Source organism: Streptococcus sanguinis (assembly GCF_026781265.1).
Taxonomy (GTDB): Bacteria; Bacillota; Bacilli; order Lactobacillales; family Streptococcaceae; genus Streptococcus; species Streptococcus sanguinis_T.
The window spans coordinates 104,549-118,165 of the sequence record NZ_JAKUVC010000001.1; the positions used below are offsets into that span (position 1 = coordinate 104,549).

The 13,617-nt window shown below is 44.8% G+C and carries 17 protein-coding genes and 1 pseudogene; 3 read left to right on the forward strand and 15 right to left on the reverse strand.

The window, feature by feature from the left end; genetic code table 11:
• Nucleotides 1-11: 11 nt before the first annotated feature.
• The 7 genes from MK370_RS00490 to MK370_RS00520 all read right to left on the reverse strand — a co-directional run bounded on the left by MK370_RS00490 (nucleotide 12) and on the right by MK370_RS00520 (nucleotide 6,142).
• Entirely contained in the window at nucleotides 12-506 is a 495-nt protein-coding gene (locus MK370_RS00490) for a PTS system mannose/fructose/N-acetylgalactosamine-transporter subunit IIB (RefSeq protein ID WP_002896729.1), read from the reverse strand.
• A 43-nt stretch (nucleotides 507-549) separates the two neighbouring features.
• Complete coding sequence (locus MK370_RS00495; protein ID WP_268683737.1) at nucleotides 550-987, reverse strand: PTS sugar transporter subunit IIA; 438 nt, start codon at nucleotides 985-987, stop codon at nucleotides 550-552.
• A gap of 220 nt (nucleotides 988-1,207) precedes the next feature.
• Nucleotides 1,208-2,491 carry an ABC transporter substrate-binding protein gene (locus MK370_RS00500; RefSeq protein ID WP_268683738.1) on the reverse strand — a complete coding sequence of 428 codons (1,284 nt, stop codon included), beginning with the start codon at nucleotides 2,489-2,491 and terminating at the stop codon, nucleotides 1,208-1,210.
• A complete protein-coding gene (locus MK370_RS00505) occupies nucleotides 2,488-3,171 on the reverse strand; it encodes a response regulator transcription factor (RefSeq protein WP_268683739.1) in 684 nt (227 codons plus the stop codon). The genes MK370_RS00500 and MK370_RS00505 overlap by 4 nt, the downstream gene beginning before the upstream one ends.
• Nucleotides 3,164-4,480, reverse strand: a complete 1,317-nt coding sequence (locus tag MK370_RS00510) for a sensor histidine kinase (RefSeq protein ID WP_002898587.1) — start codon at nucleotides 4,478-4,480, stop codon at nucleotides 3,164-3,166. Before MK370_RS00510 ends, MK370_RS00505 begins: the two co-directional genes overlap by 8 nt.
• Nucleotides 4,480-5,466 carry a substrate-binding domain-containing protein gene (locus MK370_RS00515; protein WP_268683740.1) on the reverse strand — a complete coding sequence of 329 codons (987 nt, stop codon included), beginning with the start codon at nucleotides 5,464-5,466 and terminating at the stop codon, nucleotides 4,480-4,482. Before MK370_RS00515 ends, MK370_RS00510 begins: the two co-directional genes overlap by 1 nt.
• 280 nt (nucleotides 5,467-5,746) lie before the next feature.
• Nucleotides 5,747-6,142, reverse strand: coding sequence for a single-stranded DNA-binding protein (locus tag MK370_RS00520; RefSeq protein ID WP_002928959.1), 396 nt, complete (start codon nucleotides 6,140-6,142; stop codon nucleotides 5,747-5,749).
• A 128-nt stretch (nucleotides 6,143-6,270) separates the two neighbouring features.
• Here MK370_RS00520 and MK370_RS00525 point away from each other — a divergent pair, with 128 nt between their 5' ends.
• Entirely contained in the window at nucleotides 6,271-6,858 is a 588-nt protein-coding gene (locus MK370_RS00525; protein WP_268683741.1) for a hypothetical protein, read from the forward strand.
• Between the two features lie 496 nt (nucleotides 6,859-7,354).
• Here the strand turns inward: MK370_RS00525 and ytpR are convergent, their stop codons facing one another.
• From ytpR to MK370_RS00540, 3 genes are read right to left on the reverse strand one after another with little or no spacing between them, the layout of a single operon-like run.
• Nucleotides 7,355-7,981 carry a YtpR family tRNA-binding protein gene (gene ytpR / locus MK370_RS00530; protein ID WP_223311943.1) on the reverse strand — a complete coding sequence of 209 codons (627 nt, stop codon included), beginning with the start codon at nucleotides 7,979-7,981 and terminating at the stop codon, nucleotides 7,355-7,357.
• Nucleotides 7,978-8,313, reverse strand: coding sequence for a thioredoxin family protein (locus MK370_RS00535; protein WP_268683742.1), 336 nt, complete (start codon nucleotides 8,311-8,313; stop codon nucleotides 7,978-7,980). The genes ytpR and MK370_RS00535 overlap by 4 nt, the downstream gene beginning before the upstream one ends.
• Nucleotides 8,310-8,597, reverse strand: a complete 288-nt coding sequence (locus MK370_RS00540) for a DUF4651 domain-containing protein (RefSeq protein ID WP_048772530.1) — start codon at nucleotides 8,595-8,597, stop codon at nucleotides 8,310-8,312. Before MK370_RS00540 ends, MK370_RS00535 begins: the two co-directional genes overlap by 4 nt.
• Before the next feature lie 170 nt (nucleotides 8,598-8,767).
• Here MK370_RS00540 and pepA point away from each other — a divergent pair, with 170 nt between their 5' ends.
• Together pepA and MK370_RS00550 are read left to right on the forward strand one after the other, a co-directional pair.
• Entirely contained in the window at nucleotides 8,768-9,832 is a 1,065-nt protein-coding gene (gene pepA, locus MK370_RS00545; protein ID WP_048771982.1) for a glutamyl aminopeptidase, read from the forward strand.
• A 119-nt stretch (nucleotides 9,833-9,951) separates the two neighbouring features.
• A complete protein-coding gene (locus MK370_RS00550) occupies nucleotides 9,952-11,436 on the forward strand; it encodes a DUF1846 domain-containing protein (protein ID WP_125341200.1) in 1,485 nt (494 codons plus the stop codon).
• A 54-nt stretch (nucleotides 11,437-11,490) separates the two neighbouring features.
• Here the strand turns inward: MK370_RS00550 and MK370_RS00555 are convergent, their stop codons facing one another.
• The 5 genes and pseudogenes from MK370_RS00555 to folK form a co-directional block, all read right to left on the reverse strand.
• The gene (locus MK370_RS00555) at nucleotides 11,491-11,925 is read right to left on the reverse strand and encodes a hypothetical protein (RefSeq protein ID WP_125407746.1); all 435 of its coding nucleotides are present in this window, start codon (nucleotides 11,923-11,925) and stop codon (nucleotides 11,491-11,493) included.
• Between the two features lie 9 nt (nucleotides 11,926-11,934).
• Entirely contained in the window at nucleotides 11,935-12,099 is a 165-nt protein-coding gene (locus MK370_RS00560; RefSeq protein ID WP_080980268.1) for a hypothetical protein, read from the reverse strand.
• Nucleotides 12,096-12,299, reverse strand: a complete 204-nt coding sequence (locus tag MK370_RS00565) for a helix-turn-helix transcriptional regulator (protein ID WP_002896748.1) — start codon at nucleotides 12,297-12,299, stop codon at nucleotides 12,096-12,098. The genes MK370_RS00560 and MK370_RS00565 overlap by 4 nt, the downstream gene beginning before the upstream one ends.
• A 112-nt stretch (nucleotides 12,300-12,411) precedes the next feature.
• Nucleotides 12,412-12,630, reverse strand: a pseudogene (locus MK370_RS00570) (ATP-binding cassette domain-containing protein); the annotation flags it as partial.
• A gap of 94 nt (nucleotides 12,631-12,724) precedes the next feature.
• A complete protein-coding gene (gene folK / locus MK370_RS00575) occupies nucleotides 12,725-13,537 on the reverse strand; it encodes a 2-amino-4-hydroxy-6-hydroxymethyldihydropteridine diphosphokinase (protein WP_268683743.1) in 813 nt (270 codons plus the stop codon).
• Nucleotides 13,538-13,617: the final 80 nt, after the last annotated feature.

Sequence of the window (13,617 nt, forward strand, 5' to 3'; positions counted from 1 at the left end):
CATTATTGTAATTAAAAACCAAATTTAGACTTGAAATCGCTCCAGTAACCGATGGAAACATCTGGTAAGAGCTGGAATTTGACTTTGTAGCCAGCTTTTTCGATTGCCTCAATCGCTTCTGCTTCTTCTTGTGTGATGGACTGGTTGTTGCCCAGCTTAACAGCTCCCGGACGGTCATTAGCAGGACCGACGATAATTTCCTTAACATCCCCAGGTACAAAACCTTGGTCCACTAGGATTTCCTTCATATCTACAGGATTTTTCGTAATGAGGAAATAGCGACTGTCTGACTCGGTGACCTTGCCTGATTTTTCCTTGAAGGCTTCCTTGGTCCAAACAAAAGTCTTCTTGTCAGAAGCTCCCTTGTAGGCCTGAATCAAAACCTTGTTTCCTGCTGCTGCATTATTAACTGCAATCAAGCCATCACAAGGGTATTCCTTAGCCCAGCGGGTGACTGTTTGACCGTGGATCATGCGGTCGTCAATCCGTACAAATGATACTGTCATCTTTAAAATCTCCTTTTATCTTTTATAATGTATGGCGGAAGCACTAAATATCGTCTTCATCTTCGTCAGCTGCATCGCTTACGACTTCAAATTCCTGCAGAGCAGCTGTGGCCTCGGAAAGGATAGCCTGAGCCAGTTCTTTTCCGTCTAAGATGTCTTTCATAACTAAGCCAGTCAGTCCCATGGTCAAGTTTAAGCCACCTAAGATAACTGCTGAGTCGAGCTTACCCATGTCAGCTAAGACGCTAGCTGCTGTCGTCAGAGGACTGCCTCCTACAATATCAGCCAGAACTAAGACACTGTCATCAGCGCTTAAGCCAGCCAAGGCCTGAGTAAAATCAACTGCAAAATCATCAACTGACTTGCCTTCCTGAAGACCGACCGCAATCACCTGATCTGTCTTGTCTCCGGCAAACATCTTCAAGGAACTGTGCACGCCTGCAGCCAGTCCCCCATGGCTGACCAGTACAAGGTATTTCATCTTTCCTGCCTCCTTTATCCTTCGACTTCTTAGCCCAGTCAGGCTTTAAATGACGAAGGATTTATTGATGATTTTATTGTACAAGGTTTGTAACCGATTTCATATTGTCAAATGTCATTTTGCAAAGATGACATTTGTTAGGAAAAATATGACATTTGTCATATTGGTCTAGGCAGTTGTACTTTTTTCTGACTTAATTGGCAATAAAAAAGAAAGCAGGTTATTTTCCGCTTTCTATTTCTCTTTGAATGCTCGGCAAGGCACTATCAATCTCTTGATTCTGCATAGCATTTTGAATCAGATAGTCCATCCGATCCATTGTATGACGGTCTACTTCCAGACTAATGTCAATGATGGAGCGATTCATCATGTGGTCTAGCCTCTCAGAAGTCAAGGAATCCAAACCAAAATCATCAGCCTGTAAGATTTCTCTAGCCTGTTTACTTTTCACCACAGATGCTAAAACTGAGGTCCCCTGCGATTTTTCAAATAAGGCCTGCTGGCTTTCTTTATCCTGTGACAGTAAGAGCATAAATTCCCAAGCCAGCTTCTCTTGCTTGGTATTGGAAGACATGGCAAAGAGCGAGGTCTTAACCTGTGTTCCCATCACTTGGCTATTGGCTGTCGGCATGGGGATACAGGTCCAAGAAAAGCTAGAATACTTGGCAACATGGTAAGGGTAAGGCTTGTAGGTCCGATACTGGGCCAGACTCATAGGATAGAAGGCTACCCGCCCTTCATCAAAATCATTAGAAGTCACCTTATAATGCTGGCTGAGCATGTCTAGCTTGCTCATAAAGGCCAAGGCTTGGTGCATCTCTGAGCTGTCTACATTGATACCGGATTTATCGGTAAGATGGCCGCCGTAAGCTACCAGAGCCTGCTGCCAAGTGTAATCCGTAATACCGTACTGATCCACCACACCATCGCCATTGGTATCCTTGGTTACTTTCTTGCAAATCTCATAGAAATCCGCTAGGGTCCAACCTGACTCAGGAATGCTAATTCCTTCTTTTTCAAGCAGGTCTTTATTGACACACATCATGATAGGATTGCTCTCAACTGGAAGGGCATAGCTGACTCCCTGATATTGTCCAGCTTCATAAGCCACCGGATAAAAAGCCTTTCGTTCATCATCCGTTAGGAGGGTATCCAAGGATTTGAGCGCGCCAGTCGAAGCCAACATGTTAAAGTCGTTTTCTGGTACCATAAAGAGATCTGGCTGCTCGCCTTTCAAGACTTGCTCTGCCAGCCAGTCAGCATAATCATCCTTAGGAATCCCGCTTTCGTAGACGACCTTGACATGAGGATGCGTCTTTTCAAATTGTTTAATCATGCTGTCCAAGACCTTGTTTTCGCGGCTGTTTGGTACATCCCAGCTAGAGCCAGCATAGACACCGATACGCAGGACTTTTTCCTGAGCAGAAGCCCAAAAGACAAAAGCCAGAGCAACAGATATGATCAGGACAACCAGCAGGGCCAAATGTCTTAGTCTCCACTTCATTTGTCACTTTCCTTACTAAAATCTCTCTGGGTGACTCCGGTCTGCACAGCCCAGATAGCCAGCTGGGTTCTGTCGCGCAAGTTGAGCTTGGCTAGGATGCCTGACAGGTAATTTCGGACTGTCCCTTCTGATAGAAAGAGCTTGGCAGCAATTTCTTTATTGGAAATCCCAAAGCCAATCTGCTGAATAATCTTCCACTCCGTCCTGCTCATGTCCTCTATATTTTCTTCCGTCACTGTGATAGCAAAGTTGGACTGGGCCATCTGTGAAAAAATTTTGAAGACCTTGGTGGCAATATTGGGATTGATCATAGCTCCGCCTCGATAGACTGTCTGAATGGCTTCGTGAAGCTCTTCTGTCGAAACCCCTTTGAGAATATAGCCAGACGCGCCGTATTTGAGAGCCGAGAAGATAAAGTCATCATCGTCAAAGGTCGTCAGGATGATAATCTTAACATCCGTATACTGCTCCTTGACAGCCTTGGTACAGAGAACACCGTCCATGACTGGCATACGAATGTCCATCAAAATCACATCTGGGCGCACCCGATGAAGCTTTTCCAGCACTTCCTTGCCGTCTCCAACTGTCCCGACAACCTCAATATCAGCGTGGGCTGACAGGATGATTTGCAGAGACTCACGAATCAAGGCCTGATCATCTGCTATTAAAACTTTAATCATGTCTTCCTCCTATTTTGGGGATTTCGATATGCGTGTAGAAACCGTCCCGATTTTCAAAGCGGACGCTTCCACCAATAATCATTAGGCGCTCCTGCATCTGCTTGAGGCCATAGCCATAGTGGAGTTCATCAAAGCCAACACCATCATCCTGAATGGTCATTACATAAGCTTCTTCTTCCTCTAGTAGCTCAATCCAGATAGTCTTGGCATGCCCATGGCGGACAGAGTTGGTAATAGACTCCTGAATCACCCGGAAGACAATGTCTTCCTTGGCAATATCCAAGTCAATATTATCCCATTCGTAGCGGAGATGAATCTCCAAGTTGGAGATGGCTTCATACTCACGGATAATCTTAATCAGAGCTTCCTTCAAAGTGTTATTTTCCAGAGCTCCCGGCCGCATCTTATTGAGCGAGCCTCGGACGTCACGGATACCATCTCGAACGACAACTGAGACATTATTGAGCTGCTCCTTAGCCCGATTGGTATCAATATCAACCAAGACCTTAACCGCATCAATACCCGCTGAAATTCCCGTCAGGGCATGGCCCAATGTATCATGAATCTCTCTGGCAATCCGCTTCCGTTCTCGGTCTTCCGCTATTTTTTCGGATAGGGCCAAGTAAGAATTCAACTCGCGATTGGCCTGAGAAGCCATGCGCAGCTCTTCCTCAATCCGATGACGCTCCGTAATAGCCGACAAGATATAGAAGAGCAAGGAAATCATAAAGACAACAATATTGAGGGAGTAGAGAAAGTTCTTGCCAAAAAGCAGTAACAGCCGGACGGACTCTGGGTAAAACCGAATATAGGTATCTAGAGAAGGCAGTTTGATAAAGAGCGACATGAGGTCATAGTTGGACAAGAGCAGCATACCAAAGCTCAAAATAATGAAAGAAAACCAATACTTCTTGTCCTTGGAAGAATTGAACTCCTTAGAGCCATAGAAAATATCCGCAAACACTAAGAGAATCAAGCCATTGTAGGACGAGTGCAAGACGGAAAAGATGACTAGCATGAGCAGGATTTCAATAATAGTCGCCTTGTCATAGACGGACAGCTGATTGGGGTGGCGCTCCCGATAGTACATGACCAAAAGCAGACTGCCATAGAGGCTAATTGATACCCAGAAAATCAAGCTAGGAGATCCCGGAATAGCATCCAAACGCTCCAAAAGTGAGTGACTGAAGCCCTTAGCCGCTACATAGTTGGTCGCAAAGAGATAGATGGACGCATTATAGACAATGGCAACCAGATTGATGACCATCAAGGCTATTTTGCTGTAAAATATACTTTTTTGAGGTCTCATTATTGCCACCCTGTAACTGTGTATTGACTGATATTATCCCTATTAACCAGATGAACAGGAATCAGGTATTGGCTGTCGTAGGATTTCCCCTCCTGCATCAGCTCAATTACTTGCGCCACCTTGCGTCCCATCTCAATGGGCGATTGGGCTACGGTTCCCTCTATTTCGCTAGTCGTAGCCAGAAAGTTTTTGATATCTGGTGAACCATCAACGCCATAGATTGAAATTCTCTTATCAAGACCTTGATTTTTAATAGCAGCCAAGGCCCCGATGGCTGCCCGGTCATTAAGCGCCATAACTACATTAAAGTCCAAACCTTCGTCTAGAGTCCCTTTGACCTGTGGCATGGTTTCCTCAGTCTGGCCTAGTGTTTCTTTCTGGGAAATAATCTTGTAGCTGGGCTGTTTTTCAATCGTATCAATAAATCCCTGAATCCGGTCCATGGCAGAGACGGCATTGCGGTGCTCTAGAAGGAGGATATTAGCAGAAGGCAGGCGCTTCATCATGTCCTGGGCAATCAGGACGCCTGCTTGGTAGTTATCAGACACAATGGTCGTATCCACTTTTACATCCTGACTGATAGGCGCATCCACTACGATGATTTTAATACCAGCTTTCTTAGCCTTTTGAAGAGAGGAAATAATACTTGGACTATTGCTTTTTACCGGATTGATGACAATGACATCAACCTTTTCTCGGACAAAAAAGTCAATCTGCTGGCTCTGCTTGCCCTCATCCAGCTCAGGATCCCGAACGTAGAGCCTGCTGCCCTGCTGGTTGGTTTTCTTCTCCAGCTCCGCATTTAAGGTCTTGTAAAAGTCATTGTTCATGGTCATGTAGGTCACCCCAATCTTGACCTGCTTCTCATCTGGCAGAACGCCCTTGAAATAAACAAAAAACAAACCCAAGATAAGCAGAATGAAAAGCGGCCAGAGAGCCTTTTTCTGATAATGCTGTATCCGTTTTTTGACTTTAGCTGATACCATTTTCACCCCCTATGCCGCAAGCGCCTTTATGAAACATATAGGATTATTATATTACAAAGCCGCCAAAAAGCAAAATCTTTCCAGAAATAGCTATAATAAAAGAGGCGAGAGAGAATCTAAAAAATCATAGATTTTTGATTCTTGGTCCCACCTCGACGATCATAACTAAACCTCAAAAAGCTTGATAGAAAGAGACTTTCAGTCAAACAGAGCTTGCATCCTGCAAAACTGAATAATGATTTTTTTAGAGCTGGGGCATTTCCCAGTCTTTGCTTCTTGCTTAAAAGGGAAGTTCCTCTTCTTCCAACACCAAATCTGCCAAATCAGCTCCACTATTATTTTCACGCAGAGCGCGCTGAGCCCGACTTTCCAGGAGCTGGAAGCTATGACAGAGCACCTCTGTCACATAATGAGTGGCCCCCTCTTTTTCATAGCGACGAGTCCGCAACTCACCATCCAGAGAAATCAAGCTGCCCTTGCTTGCATAGCTGGCTAAAGTCTCAGCTAGGCGCCCCCAGACAACCACATTTACAAAATCCGCCTCACGCTCACCGCTCTGAGATTTATAAGGGCGATTGACCGCGACCGTTGCACGGGCCACAGACTTCTCATTGGCAGTCTTGTGCAGTTCAGGCGTAGCCGTCAGCCGGCCGATGACAATTACTTTATTATACATTTTATATCCTCCTAACTTATCATTCGTAAAAGGAGGCAAAAAGTGAAAAAAATGTGGTATAGTATAGATAAAAAGGAAAGTTGCAGTCTCTGCCCCTTTCCTACTAGACTTGTATAATGGAGGCTCCGATGACCATTAAACATTCCCCTGTGAAAAATATTCTTTTTATCCTGATTTCTCTGTGGTTCGGAGTTTTTTCCGCCTTGGCTGCCGTAGACTACCTGACTAGCTCCAACCCCTACAAAGACACCAGTTTCTTTGTCCTTAGTCTGCTGGTTGCTGCTTTCTTCTCACTGCTCCTTATCTTTGCTATTCGCAGGCTAACCATTCATGCGACTATCCTCTCCTTTGACCACGAAAATGTAACCTACTATTATAGCGGACTCTTATCAGCTGCCACCTACTGCATTCCTATGCAGCAGATTAGTCATGCTCGCTACAGCCGAGACAGTGAAGAATCCGAGATTAGTCTTTGGATGGAGGACGGTTTCCATGACTTTGCAGCCTTTAACCATCCCCACCACAAAATTTATGCCTATCCTGACAGCCAGCTTATCGGTATTGTTTTCAAGAGAAAGCGCCTCAAAGCATTGGAAGACCACAGCCTAAACAGCCTTATCTACCAATACAAATACAGCACTCCGAGTCAAAGCCCCACTGTCACTCCTCAGTCGACAACCGACTCTCAAAACAATAGCGACAGTGTCTTCTTTTGAGACAGTGTGGTGATTGTTAAGGCATATCACTTTAGATTACGGAGGATATCTAATGAACTATATAGCTTTTGTTTATTCCATTCTTTTATTACTTTCAACCTATTTTGCTTATAAAAAGAAGATGGGCAGCTCCAAAATCTCATTAATCGTCAGTTTATTTTTATTTTTCCTAACTCTTCTGAATTTATTTTTCTTCAATTTTTTACTGAAAACTTTAATATCTATACTTTTAATTTTGACCTCGGTAAGTTTTTTCTATGACAGAAAAATGAGTAAGAAGCAGATTCATTATACTCATCATTGTGTTAGATTGATTTTTCATCTGTTAATCATTTATTTTCTCTAGCATTAGCATGAGATAGATTTATAACGCTAAATTTATTACTATAAAAAAAGAGCGAAACGACTACACAAATCGTTTCGCTCTATTTATATCTCGGCTACTATGGGATACCTCACCTATTTCTGAGCTTTTTATGATGTTGAATCCTCTCCCTTATCCCTGCCAATGTTTGGCTGGGTCAAAGGCAGTTCCAACTAGTTCACTATCGGCTAATTCAATGATACCGCGTTTTTGAGGCGCATTAGGTAACTGAAGTTCCCGTGGGCTGCACATCATCCCAAAACTCTTTTCGCCTCGAAGTTCTCCCGGAAAAATCAAATTCCCTTTCGGCATCATAGCACCCGACAGAGCCACAATCGTTTTGAGGCCGACTTTGGCATTAGGAGCACCGGCCACGATTTGAACGGTCTTATCAGCAGCCACCTGCACTTGGCAGATATTCAGGTGGTCACTATCTGGATGAGCTACCATATCAACAATTTCTCCAACCACAAATTTTGGCTGGCTGTCATTGACCAAGTCCGCTGGGAATCCTTCCTTGCTCAGCTCCTGATTGAGAATAGCCACTTGCTCATCTGTCAAAAAGACCTGTCCGCACTCTGCAATTTCAAAAAGGTCTGACTGCTCAAAAATATTCCAAGCAACAGTCTGGCCATTATCTTCGCGGTAAACACGCGCTACCCGTCCTTTGCGCTCAGCTGCCAGTTTAGCTCCTTGATTGTCCGCAGCAATAATCATCAACACGTCGCCGACATATTCTTTATTATAGGTAAAAATCATTTTACGCTCCCTTTTTCTCTTATACTAGCTAAAAATTCATTGATTTGGCCCTTGGTCTTGCGGTCACGATTGACCAGACGGCCAATCTCCTGTCCCTTTTCCAGCACTACTAAACTGGGAATCCCGTAAATGTCCCACTCTTTGGCCAGATCCAAATAGGCATCACGGTCCACTTGGATAAAGCGACAGTCAAGATTTTCAGCTTCTATATCTGGCAGAAAAGGTTTGATAAATCGGCAATCTCCGCACCAGTCAGCCGTGAAAAAGAAGACAGTCTTCTCCGCATCATCGACATAAGAGGCCAATTCCTCTATATTTACAGGAAAAATCATGCTTCTTCCTCGTAGCTTAGCTGACCATTTTCATAGACAAAGGCAAAATGACGGTCGTCCTCTAGGACCAGACCACCAACCAAGCGTTCATCTGTGGACTCGTAGAGCTTGATATAAAGGCAGGAAATAGTACCCTGACTGGAAAAGAAATCTCGCACAAGCTCGACGATTTCCTCCCGATTACGCAGTCGTTTCTGCTCCTGTACGACTTTGGCTGCTCCAAAAGCCAGCGCTCCAGCCCCCAAAAGGGCGGTTGTGGTTAAAATGATTTTTTTAGCTTTCATGTAGAATATTTTAACACAAAAGAGCAGAGGCGACAAACAATATTCCAGATTTTCCTGGGAGAAGTTGGATTCTTGAATAGGCAGTCCTCTTGATTCATACAAGCTATAAGATTTCCCTACTCATTTACCGCAAAAAGTGATAAAATAGGGGACAGAAAGAAGGTAAGTTTATGACAACATTATTTTCAAAAATCAAGGAAGTAACAGAGCTTTCTGCTATTTCGGGTCACGAGGCACCTGTTCGCAGTTACCTGCGGGAAAAACTCACTCCCCATGTCGATGAGGTTGTCACCGACGGCCTAGGCGGTATCTTTGGGGTACGCCATGCAGAAGCTGAAAATGCTCCCCATGTATTGGTAGCGGCCCACATGGACGAGGTTGGCTTTATGGTCAGCGAGATCAAAACTGACGGGACCTTCCGCGTAGTGGAAATCGGCGGCTGGAATCCGCTGGTCGTTAGCAGCCAACGCTTCAAACTCTTTACCCGTGAAGGTCGGGAAATCCCTCTTATCTCAGGCTCTGTCCCTCCTCATCTGACGCGCGGATCTGGCGGACCAGTTATGCCACAGATTGCAGATATTGTCTTTGATGGTGGCTTTGCGGATAAGGCAGAAGCCGAAAGCTACGGCATCCGTCCAGGAGACACGATCGTGCCAGACAGCTCTGCTATTCTCACAGCTAACGGCAAGAACATCATCTCCAAAGCCTGGGATAATCGCTACGGCGTCCTTATGGTCAGCGAATTAGCTCAAGCCTTGTCTGGTCAACCACTAGACAGCCAACTCTTTGTCGGTGCCAATGTTCAAGAAGAGGTTGGCCTGCGTGGTGCCCATGCTTCTACGACAAAATTTGCCCCTGAGGTCTTCCTGGCTGTAGATTGCTCACCAGCGGGCGACATCTATGGCGGTCAAGGGGCCATCGGTGACGGAACCCTGATTCGCTTCTTTGACCCTGGTCATCTCATGCTGCCAGCTATGAAAGACTTCCTCTTGACAACTGCTGAGGAAGCAGGCATCAAGTATCAATATTACTGCGGCAAGGGCGGAACGGATGCTGGTGCTGCCCATCTCCAAAGCGGTGGCGTGCCGTCTACTACCATTGGTGTCTGTGCCCGCTACATTCATTCCCACCAAACTCTCTATGCTATGGACGATTTCCTACAAGCCCAAGCCTTCTTGCAAGCGTTGGTCAAAAAGCTGGATCGCTCAACGGTGAACACGATTACCAACTACTAATTTTAAAAGGCAGCCCGTTCTTCATTCGGGCTGCTATCTCTTTTATCTGACACTTCCCCTTTCAACTTTCCAATTTGAAGAAAATTTTGTTATAATGCTTAGCAGAGGTGAAAATATACATGAAAAAAATTGCTTTTGATTCTGAGAAATACTTAAACCTGCAGCGCGACCATATCTTGGAGCGCATTAATCAATTTGAGGGCAAACTTTACATGGAATTCGGCGGTAAAATGCTGGAAGACTTCCATGCTGCCCGCGTCCTGCCAGGCTATGAGCCGGACAATAAAATCAGACTTCTCAAAGAGCTCAAGGACCAAGTAGAGATTGTCATTGCTATCAATGCCAACAACATTGAGCACTCTAAGGCACGTGGTGATTTGGGCATTTCCTATGATCAGGAAGTGCTGCGACTAATCGATACCTTTAACGAGCTGGATATTTATGTAGGCTCAGTGGTCATCACCCAGTATTCTGGCCAGCCAGCAGCTGACCTCTTCCGCAGCCAGCTGGAAAAGAATGGCATCGCCTCCTACATCCACTACCCAATCAAGGGCTATCCGACCGATATGGACCATATCATCTCACCTGAAGGTATGGGGAAAAACGACTACATCAAAACCAGCCGTAATTTAGTCGTTGTGACCGCACCTGGTCCTGGTTCTGGTAAATTGGCTACTTGCTTGTCCAACATGTATCATGACCAAATCAATGGCATCAAATCAGGCTACGCCAAGTTTGAAACCTTCCCCGTTTGGAATCTGCCCCTACACCATCCGGTCAATTTAGCTTATGAGGCGGCGACAGCAGACCTGGACGATGTCAACATGATTGATCCTTTCCATCTGCAGACCTACGGAAAAACCACTGTTAACTACAACCGCGATATTGAAATTTTCCCAGTCCTCAAACGTATGCTAGAGCGCATCCTTGGAAAATCACCTTATGCTTCTCCAACGGATATGGGCGTCAACATGGTCGGCTTTGCCATTGTAGATAATGATGCGGCTATCGAGGCATCTCAACAGGAAATCATCCGTCGCTACTACCAAACTATTCTGGACTTCAAGGCGGAGCGCGTTTCTGAATCTGCTGTCAAGAAAATCGAACTTTTGATGAACGACTTGGGCATCACACCGCTGGACCGTAAAGTAACAGTTGTTGCGCGCGATAAAGCTGAAACCACTGGCGAGCCAGCTCTGGCCTTGGAATTACCAAACGGTGAAATCGTAACCGGTAAGACCTCTGAACTCTTTGGCCCTACGGCAGCTGTATTGATTAATGCCATTAAGAAATTAGCCAATATCGCCAAAGGGACCAAGCTGATCGAGCCTGAGTATGTCAAGCCAATCCAAGGCCTGAAAATCAATCATCTGGGCAGCCGCAATCCTCGCCTCCACTCAAACGAAATCTTGATGGCTCTGGCAATCACAGCCATGGAAAATCAAGATGCAGCAAATGCTATGCAGCAACTCGGCAATCTCAAGGGCAGCGAGGCCCACTCCACCGTTACTCTGACTGATGAAGACAAAAACGTCCTGCGTAAGCTGGGCATCCACGTTACCATGGACCCCGTTTACCAGTATGATAGACTCTATAGAAAATAAAAACAAGCTCTGTTAAAAGCTTGTTTAGAAAGCTGGCGTCGCCAGCTTTTTTTGTTAATAACGCTTGGACAGGAGAAAGCGCAAAAGATAGTAAAGTCCCAAAACCAGGATAATGGTCAAGGTCAGAAACTGATTGAGACTTAAGATGATTGGAAAAACCATAGACAAAACGCTCAAGCACGCTGCCAGAAGCAAAAGAATATTAAAAAGCAGAGTGCGAGTCTTTTCGTCAATCATGCGATTGCGCTCATCAGTCACCTGAATGTAGAGCTTATCAAAATTTTCTTCCCGTCTTAGGGCAAGATTATACCGAATGGTCATCAAAGAAAGCCCCAGCAGGATGCCGACCATGACTCCTTCCTGCTGATCATCCAGAGAATGAAAGTGGCTCCAGGCCAGTCCTACCAAGATGATAAAGGTTAAGATACGCCCCACGATAACTTTCCTTTGAAGTTTTTTCCGAAATTCTTGTTTAGTTAATGTTTCCATGTCAGCCTCCTATTTTTCATACGCTTGAAAAATTTTCAACATCACCACAATCAAGATAACTCCCACAAAAGGCAGGATTTCCTTAGGTATAAAATTGGCTTGCAAATGGAGATAAGATAAGCCAACCACCACCAAAATAGCCAATATCCATTTACACAAATAAGTCCATTTCATGATTCATCCTCCTCAAAGAGAAACACTTCTTCAATCCTTAAATTGAAAAAGGATGCAATTTTATGAGCCAAAAGCAGCGAGGCATTGTAGCGGCCCTTTTCCAAAGAAATAATCGTTTGTCTCGTGACCTCTAGCTTCTCAGCCAGCTCCTCCTGGCTGAGCTTTTTTCTTTTCCGTAATTCTTGAATTCGATTTTCCAAGGCTGCCTCCTTTTTATGATGTAAAACGACCTTTACTTTTCAAACATAGTATAGTCTCCTTTACATATTTTGTCAAGAAGAAAGCGGTAAAAAAGGACTGAAACTTTGAACGATAAGTCATTGACTGATAAGTTTGCCCATCAAAAGTCGCAGTTCCTGCTGTCGCCCGATCTAACCCCAAGAGAATCCTCAAGGTCGAACTTTTCCCTGCACCATTTGGACCCAGAAATGCTGTAATCCGACCGCTTCTAGCTGTAAAAGAAATATCTTCTAAAATCTGCTTGCTGCCATGCTTTTTGCAGACTCCTTCTATTTTCACTGTATGTTCCATACTGAACTCCTTTTGATTTTTCTTTAGTATACAGGGGCAAGTTCAGAAAAACTTCAGACAATAAAAAAACTTGCCTTGCGACAAGTTTCTTTTCTCATTTTTCAACCGCATCCCAGAGTTGGCGGATACTTTTTTTCTGCACGGGGTCGACAAAGTGTGGGGCGATTTCCACCAGAGATTGCAAGACAAAAGCTCGTTCAGCCACATAAGGATGAGGAACAATCAAGTCCGGACTATAAAACTTTTCTTGTCCTATGTAAAGGATATCCAGATCAATCACACGAGGCCCCCATTTGATCTCCCTCACGCGCCCGAGATCCGCTTCGATAGCCAGCAGGGTCTGCATTAATTCCTCAGGATTGAGCCAAGTCTCAACTTCAACAACTTGATTGAGAAACTGATCCTGCTCAACGCCACCCCAAGGCTCTGTCTCAATACGGCTTGATGCCTGCAAAATTCTTATATTTTGCTCTGCCATTTTTTCCAAAGCAGCATCCAGATTGGCAGTTAGGCTGCCTTGATTGCTTCCCAAAGCTATAAAGGCCTTCCGCTTTCGACGCACTAGCTTGACTGAGCAGGTCTCTAAAGGCAGCGGCACTGGTGCCCAAGGCTTCTTGACCTCCAAGCTGACCTTCTGCACCAAAGGATGAGTAAGAAAAATCCGATTAATCAGCTTATAAGCCAGCGTCTCAATCAAGTCTTCCTTGCTTTCCTGACACCAGCGGGTCAAATCCTGAGCTAATTCTCCATAGTGGATAGAAGCTGTTAGGTCGCTTGTTTTGGCAACCCGAGTCATATCATAGTCCAAAATCAGATCCAGCACAAAACGCTGGCCCAACTCCTTCTCTGCTCCAAACAGACCGTGATAGGCATACACTTCCAAATCCTTAATGCGCAGCTGATCCATTCTTTTATCCTTTCTGATTCAAGTTTCTGCATTTCATCCTTAATAAAACTATTTGGCCTTTCCTAACATGCTCCACCACT

What these genes read in the sequence shown, in the direction of transcription:
- MK370_RS00490 (WP_002896729.1), bottom strand. Translation starts at nt 506, where the DNA reads ATGACAGTATCATTTGTACGGATTGACGACCGCATGATCCACGGTCAA.
- MK370_RS00495 (WP_268683737.1), bottom strand. Translation starts at nt 987, where the DNA reads ATGAAATACCTTGTACTGGTCAGCCATGGGGGACTGGCTGCAGGCGTG.
- MK370_RS00500 (WP_268683738.1), bottom strand. Translation starts at nt 2,491, where the DNA reads ATGAAGTGGAGACTAAGACATTTGGCCCTGCTGGTTGTCCTGATCATA.
- MK370_RS00505 (WP_268683739.1), bottom strand. Translation starts at nt 3,171, where the DNA reads ATGATTAAAGTTTTAATAGCAGATGATCAGGCCTTGATTCGTGAGTCT.
- MK370_RS00510 (WP_002898587.1), bottom strand. Translation starts at nt 4,480, where the DNA reads ATGAGACCTCAAAAAAGTATATTTTACAGCAAAATAGCCTTGATGGTC.
- MK370_RS00515 (WP_268683740.1), bottom strand. Translation starts at nt 5,466, where the DNA reads ATGGTATCAGCTAAAGTCAAAAAACGGATACAGCATTATCAGAAAAAG.
- MK370_RS00520 (WP_002928959.1), bottom strand. Translation starts at nt 6,142, where the DNA reads ATGTATAATAAAGTAATTGTCATCGGCCGGCTGACGGCTACGCCTGAA.
- MK370_RS00525 (WP_268683741.1), top strand. Translation starts at nt 6,271, where the DNA reads ATGACCATTAAACATTCCCCTGTGAAAAATATTCTTTTTATCCTGATT.
- ytpR (WP_223311943.1), bottom strand. Translation starts at nt 7,981, where the DNA reads ATGATTTTTACCTATAATAAAGAATATGTCGGCGACGTGTTGATGATT.
- MK370_RS00535 (WP_268683742.1), bottom strand. Translation starts at nt 8,313, where the DNA reads ATGATTTTTCCTGTAAATATAGAGGAATTGGCCTCTTATGTCGATGAT.
- MK370_RS00540 (WP_048772530.1), bottom strand. Translation starts at nt 8,597, where the DNA reads ATGAAAGCTAAAAAAATCATTTTAACCACAACCGCCCTTTTGGGGGCT.
- pepA (WP_048771982.1), top strand. Translation starts at nt 8,768, where the DNA reads ATGACAACATTATTTTCAAAAATCAAGGAAGTAACAGAGCTTTCTGCT.
- MK370_RS00550 (WP_125341200.1), top strand. Translation starts at nt 9,952, where the DNA reads ATGAAAAAAATTGCTTTTGATTCTGAGAAATACTTAAACCTGCAGCGC.
- MK370_RS00555 (WP_125407746.1), bottom strand. Translation starts at nt 11,925, where the DNA reads ATGGAAACATTAACTAAACAAGAATTTCGGAAAAAACTTCAAAGGAAA.
- MK370_RS00560 (WP_080980268.1), bottom strand. Translation starts at nt 12,099, where the DNA reads ATGAAATGGACTTATTTGTGTAAATGGATATTGGCTATTTTGGTGGTG.
- folK (WP_268683743.1), bottom strand. Translation starts at nt 13,537, where the DNA reads ATGGATCAGCTGCGCATTAAGGATTTGGAAGTGTATGCCTATCACGGT.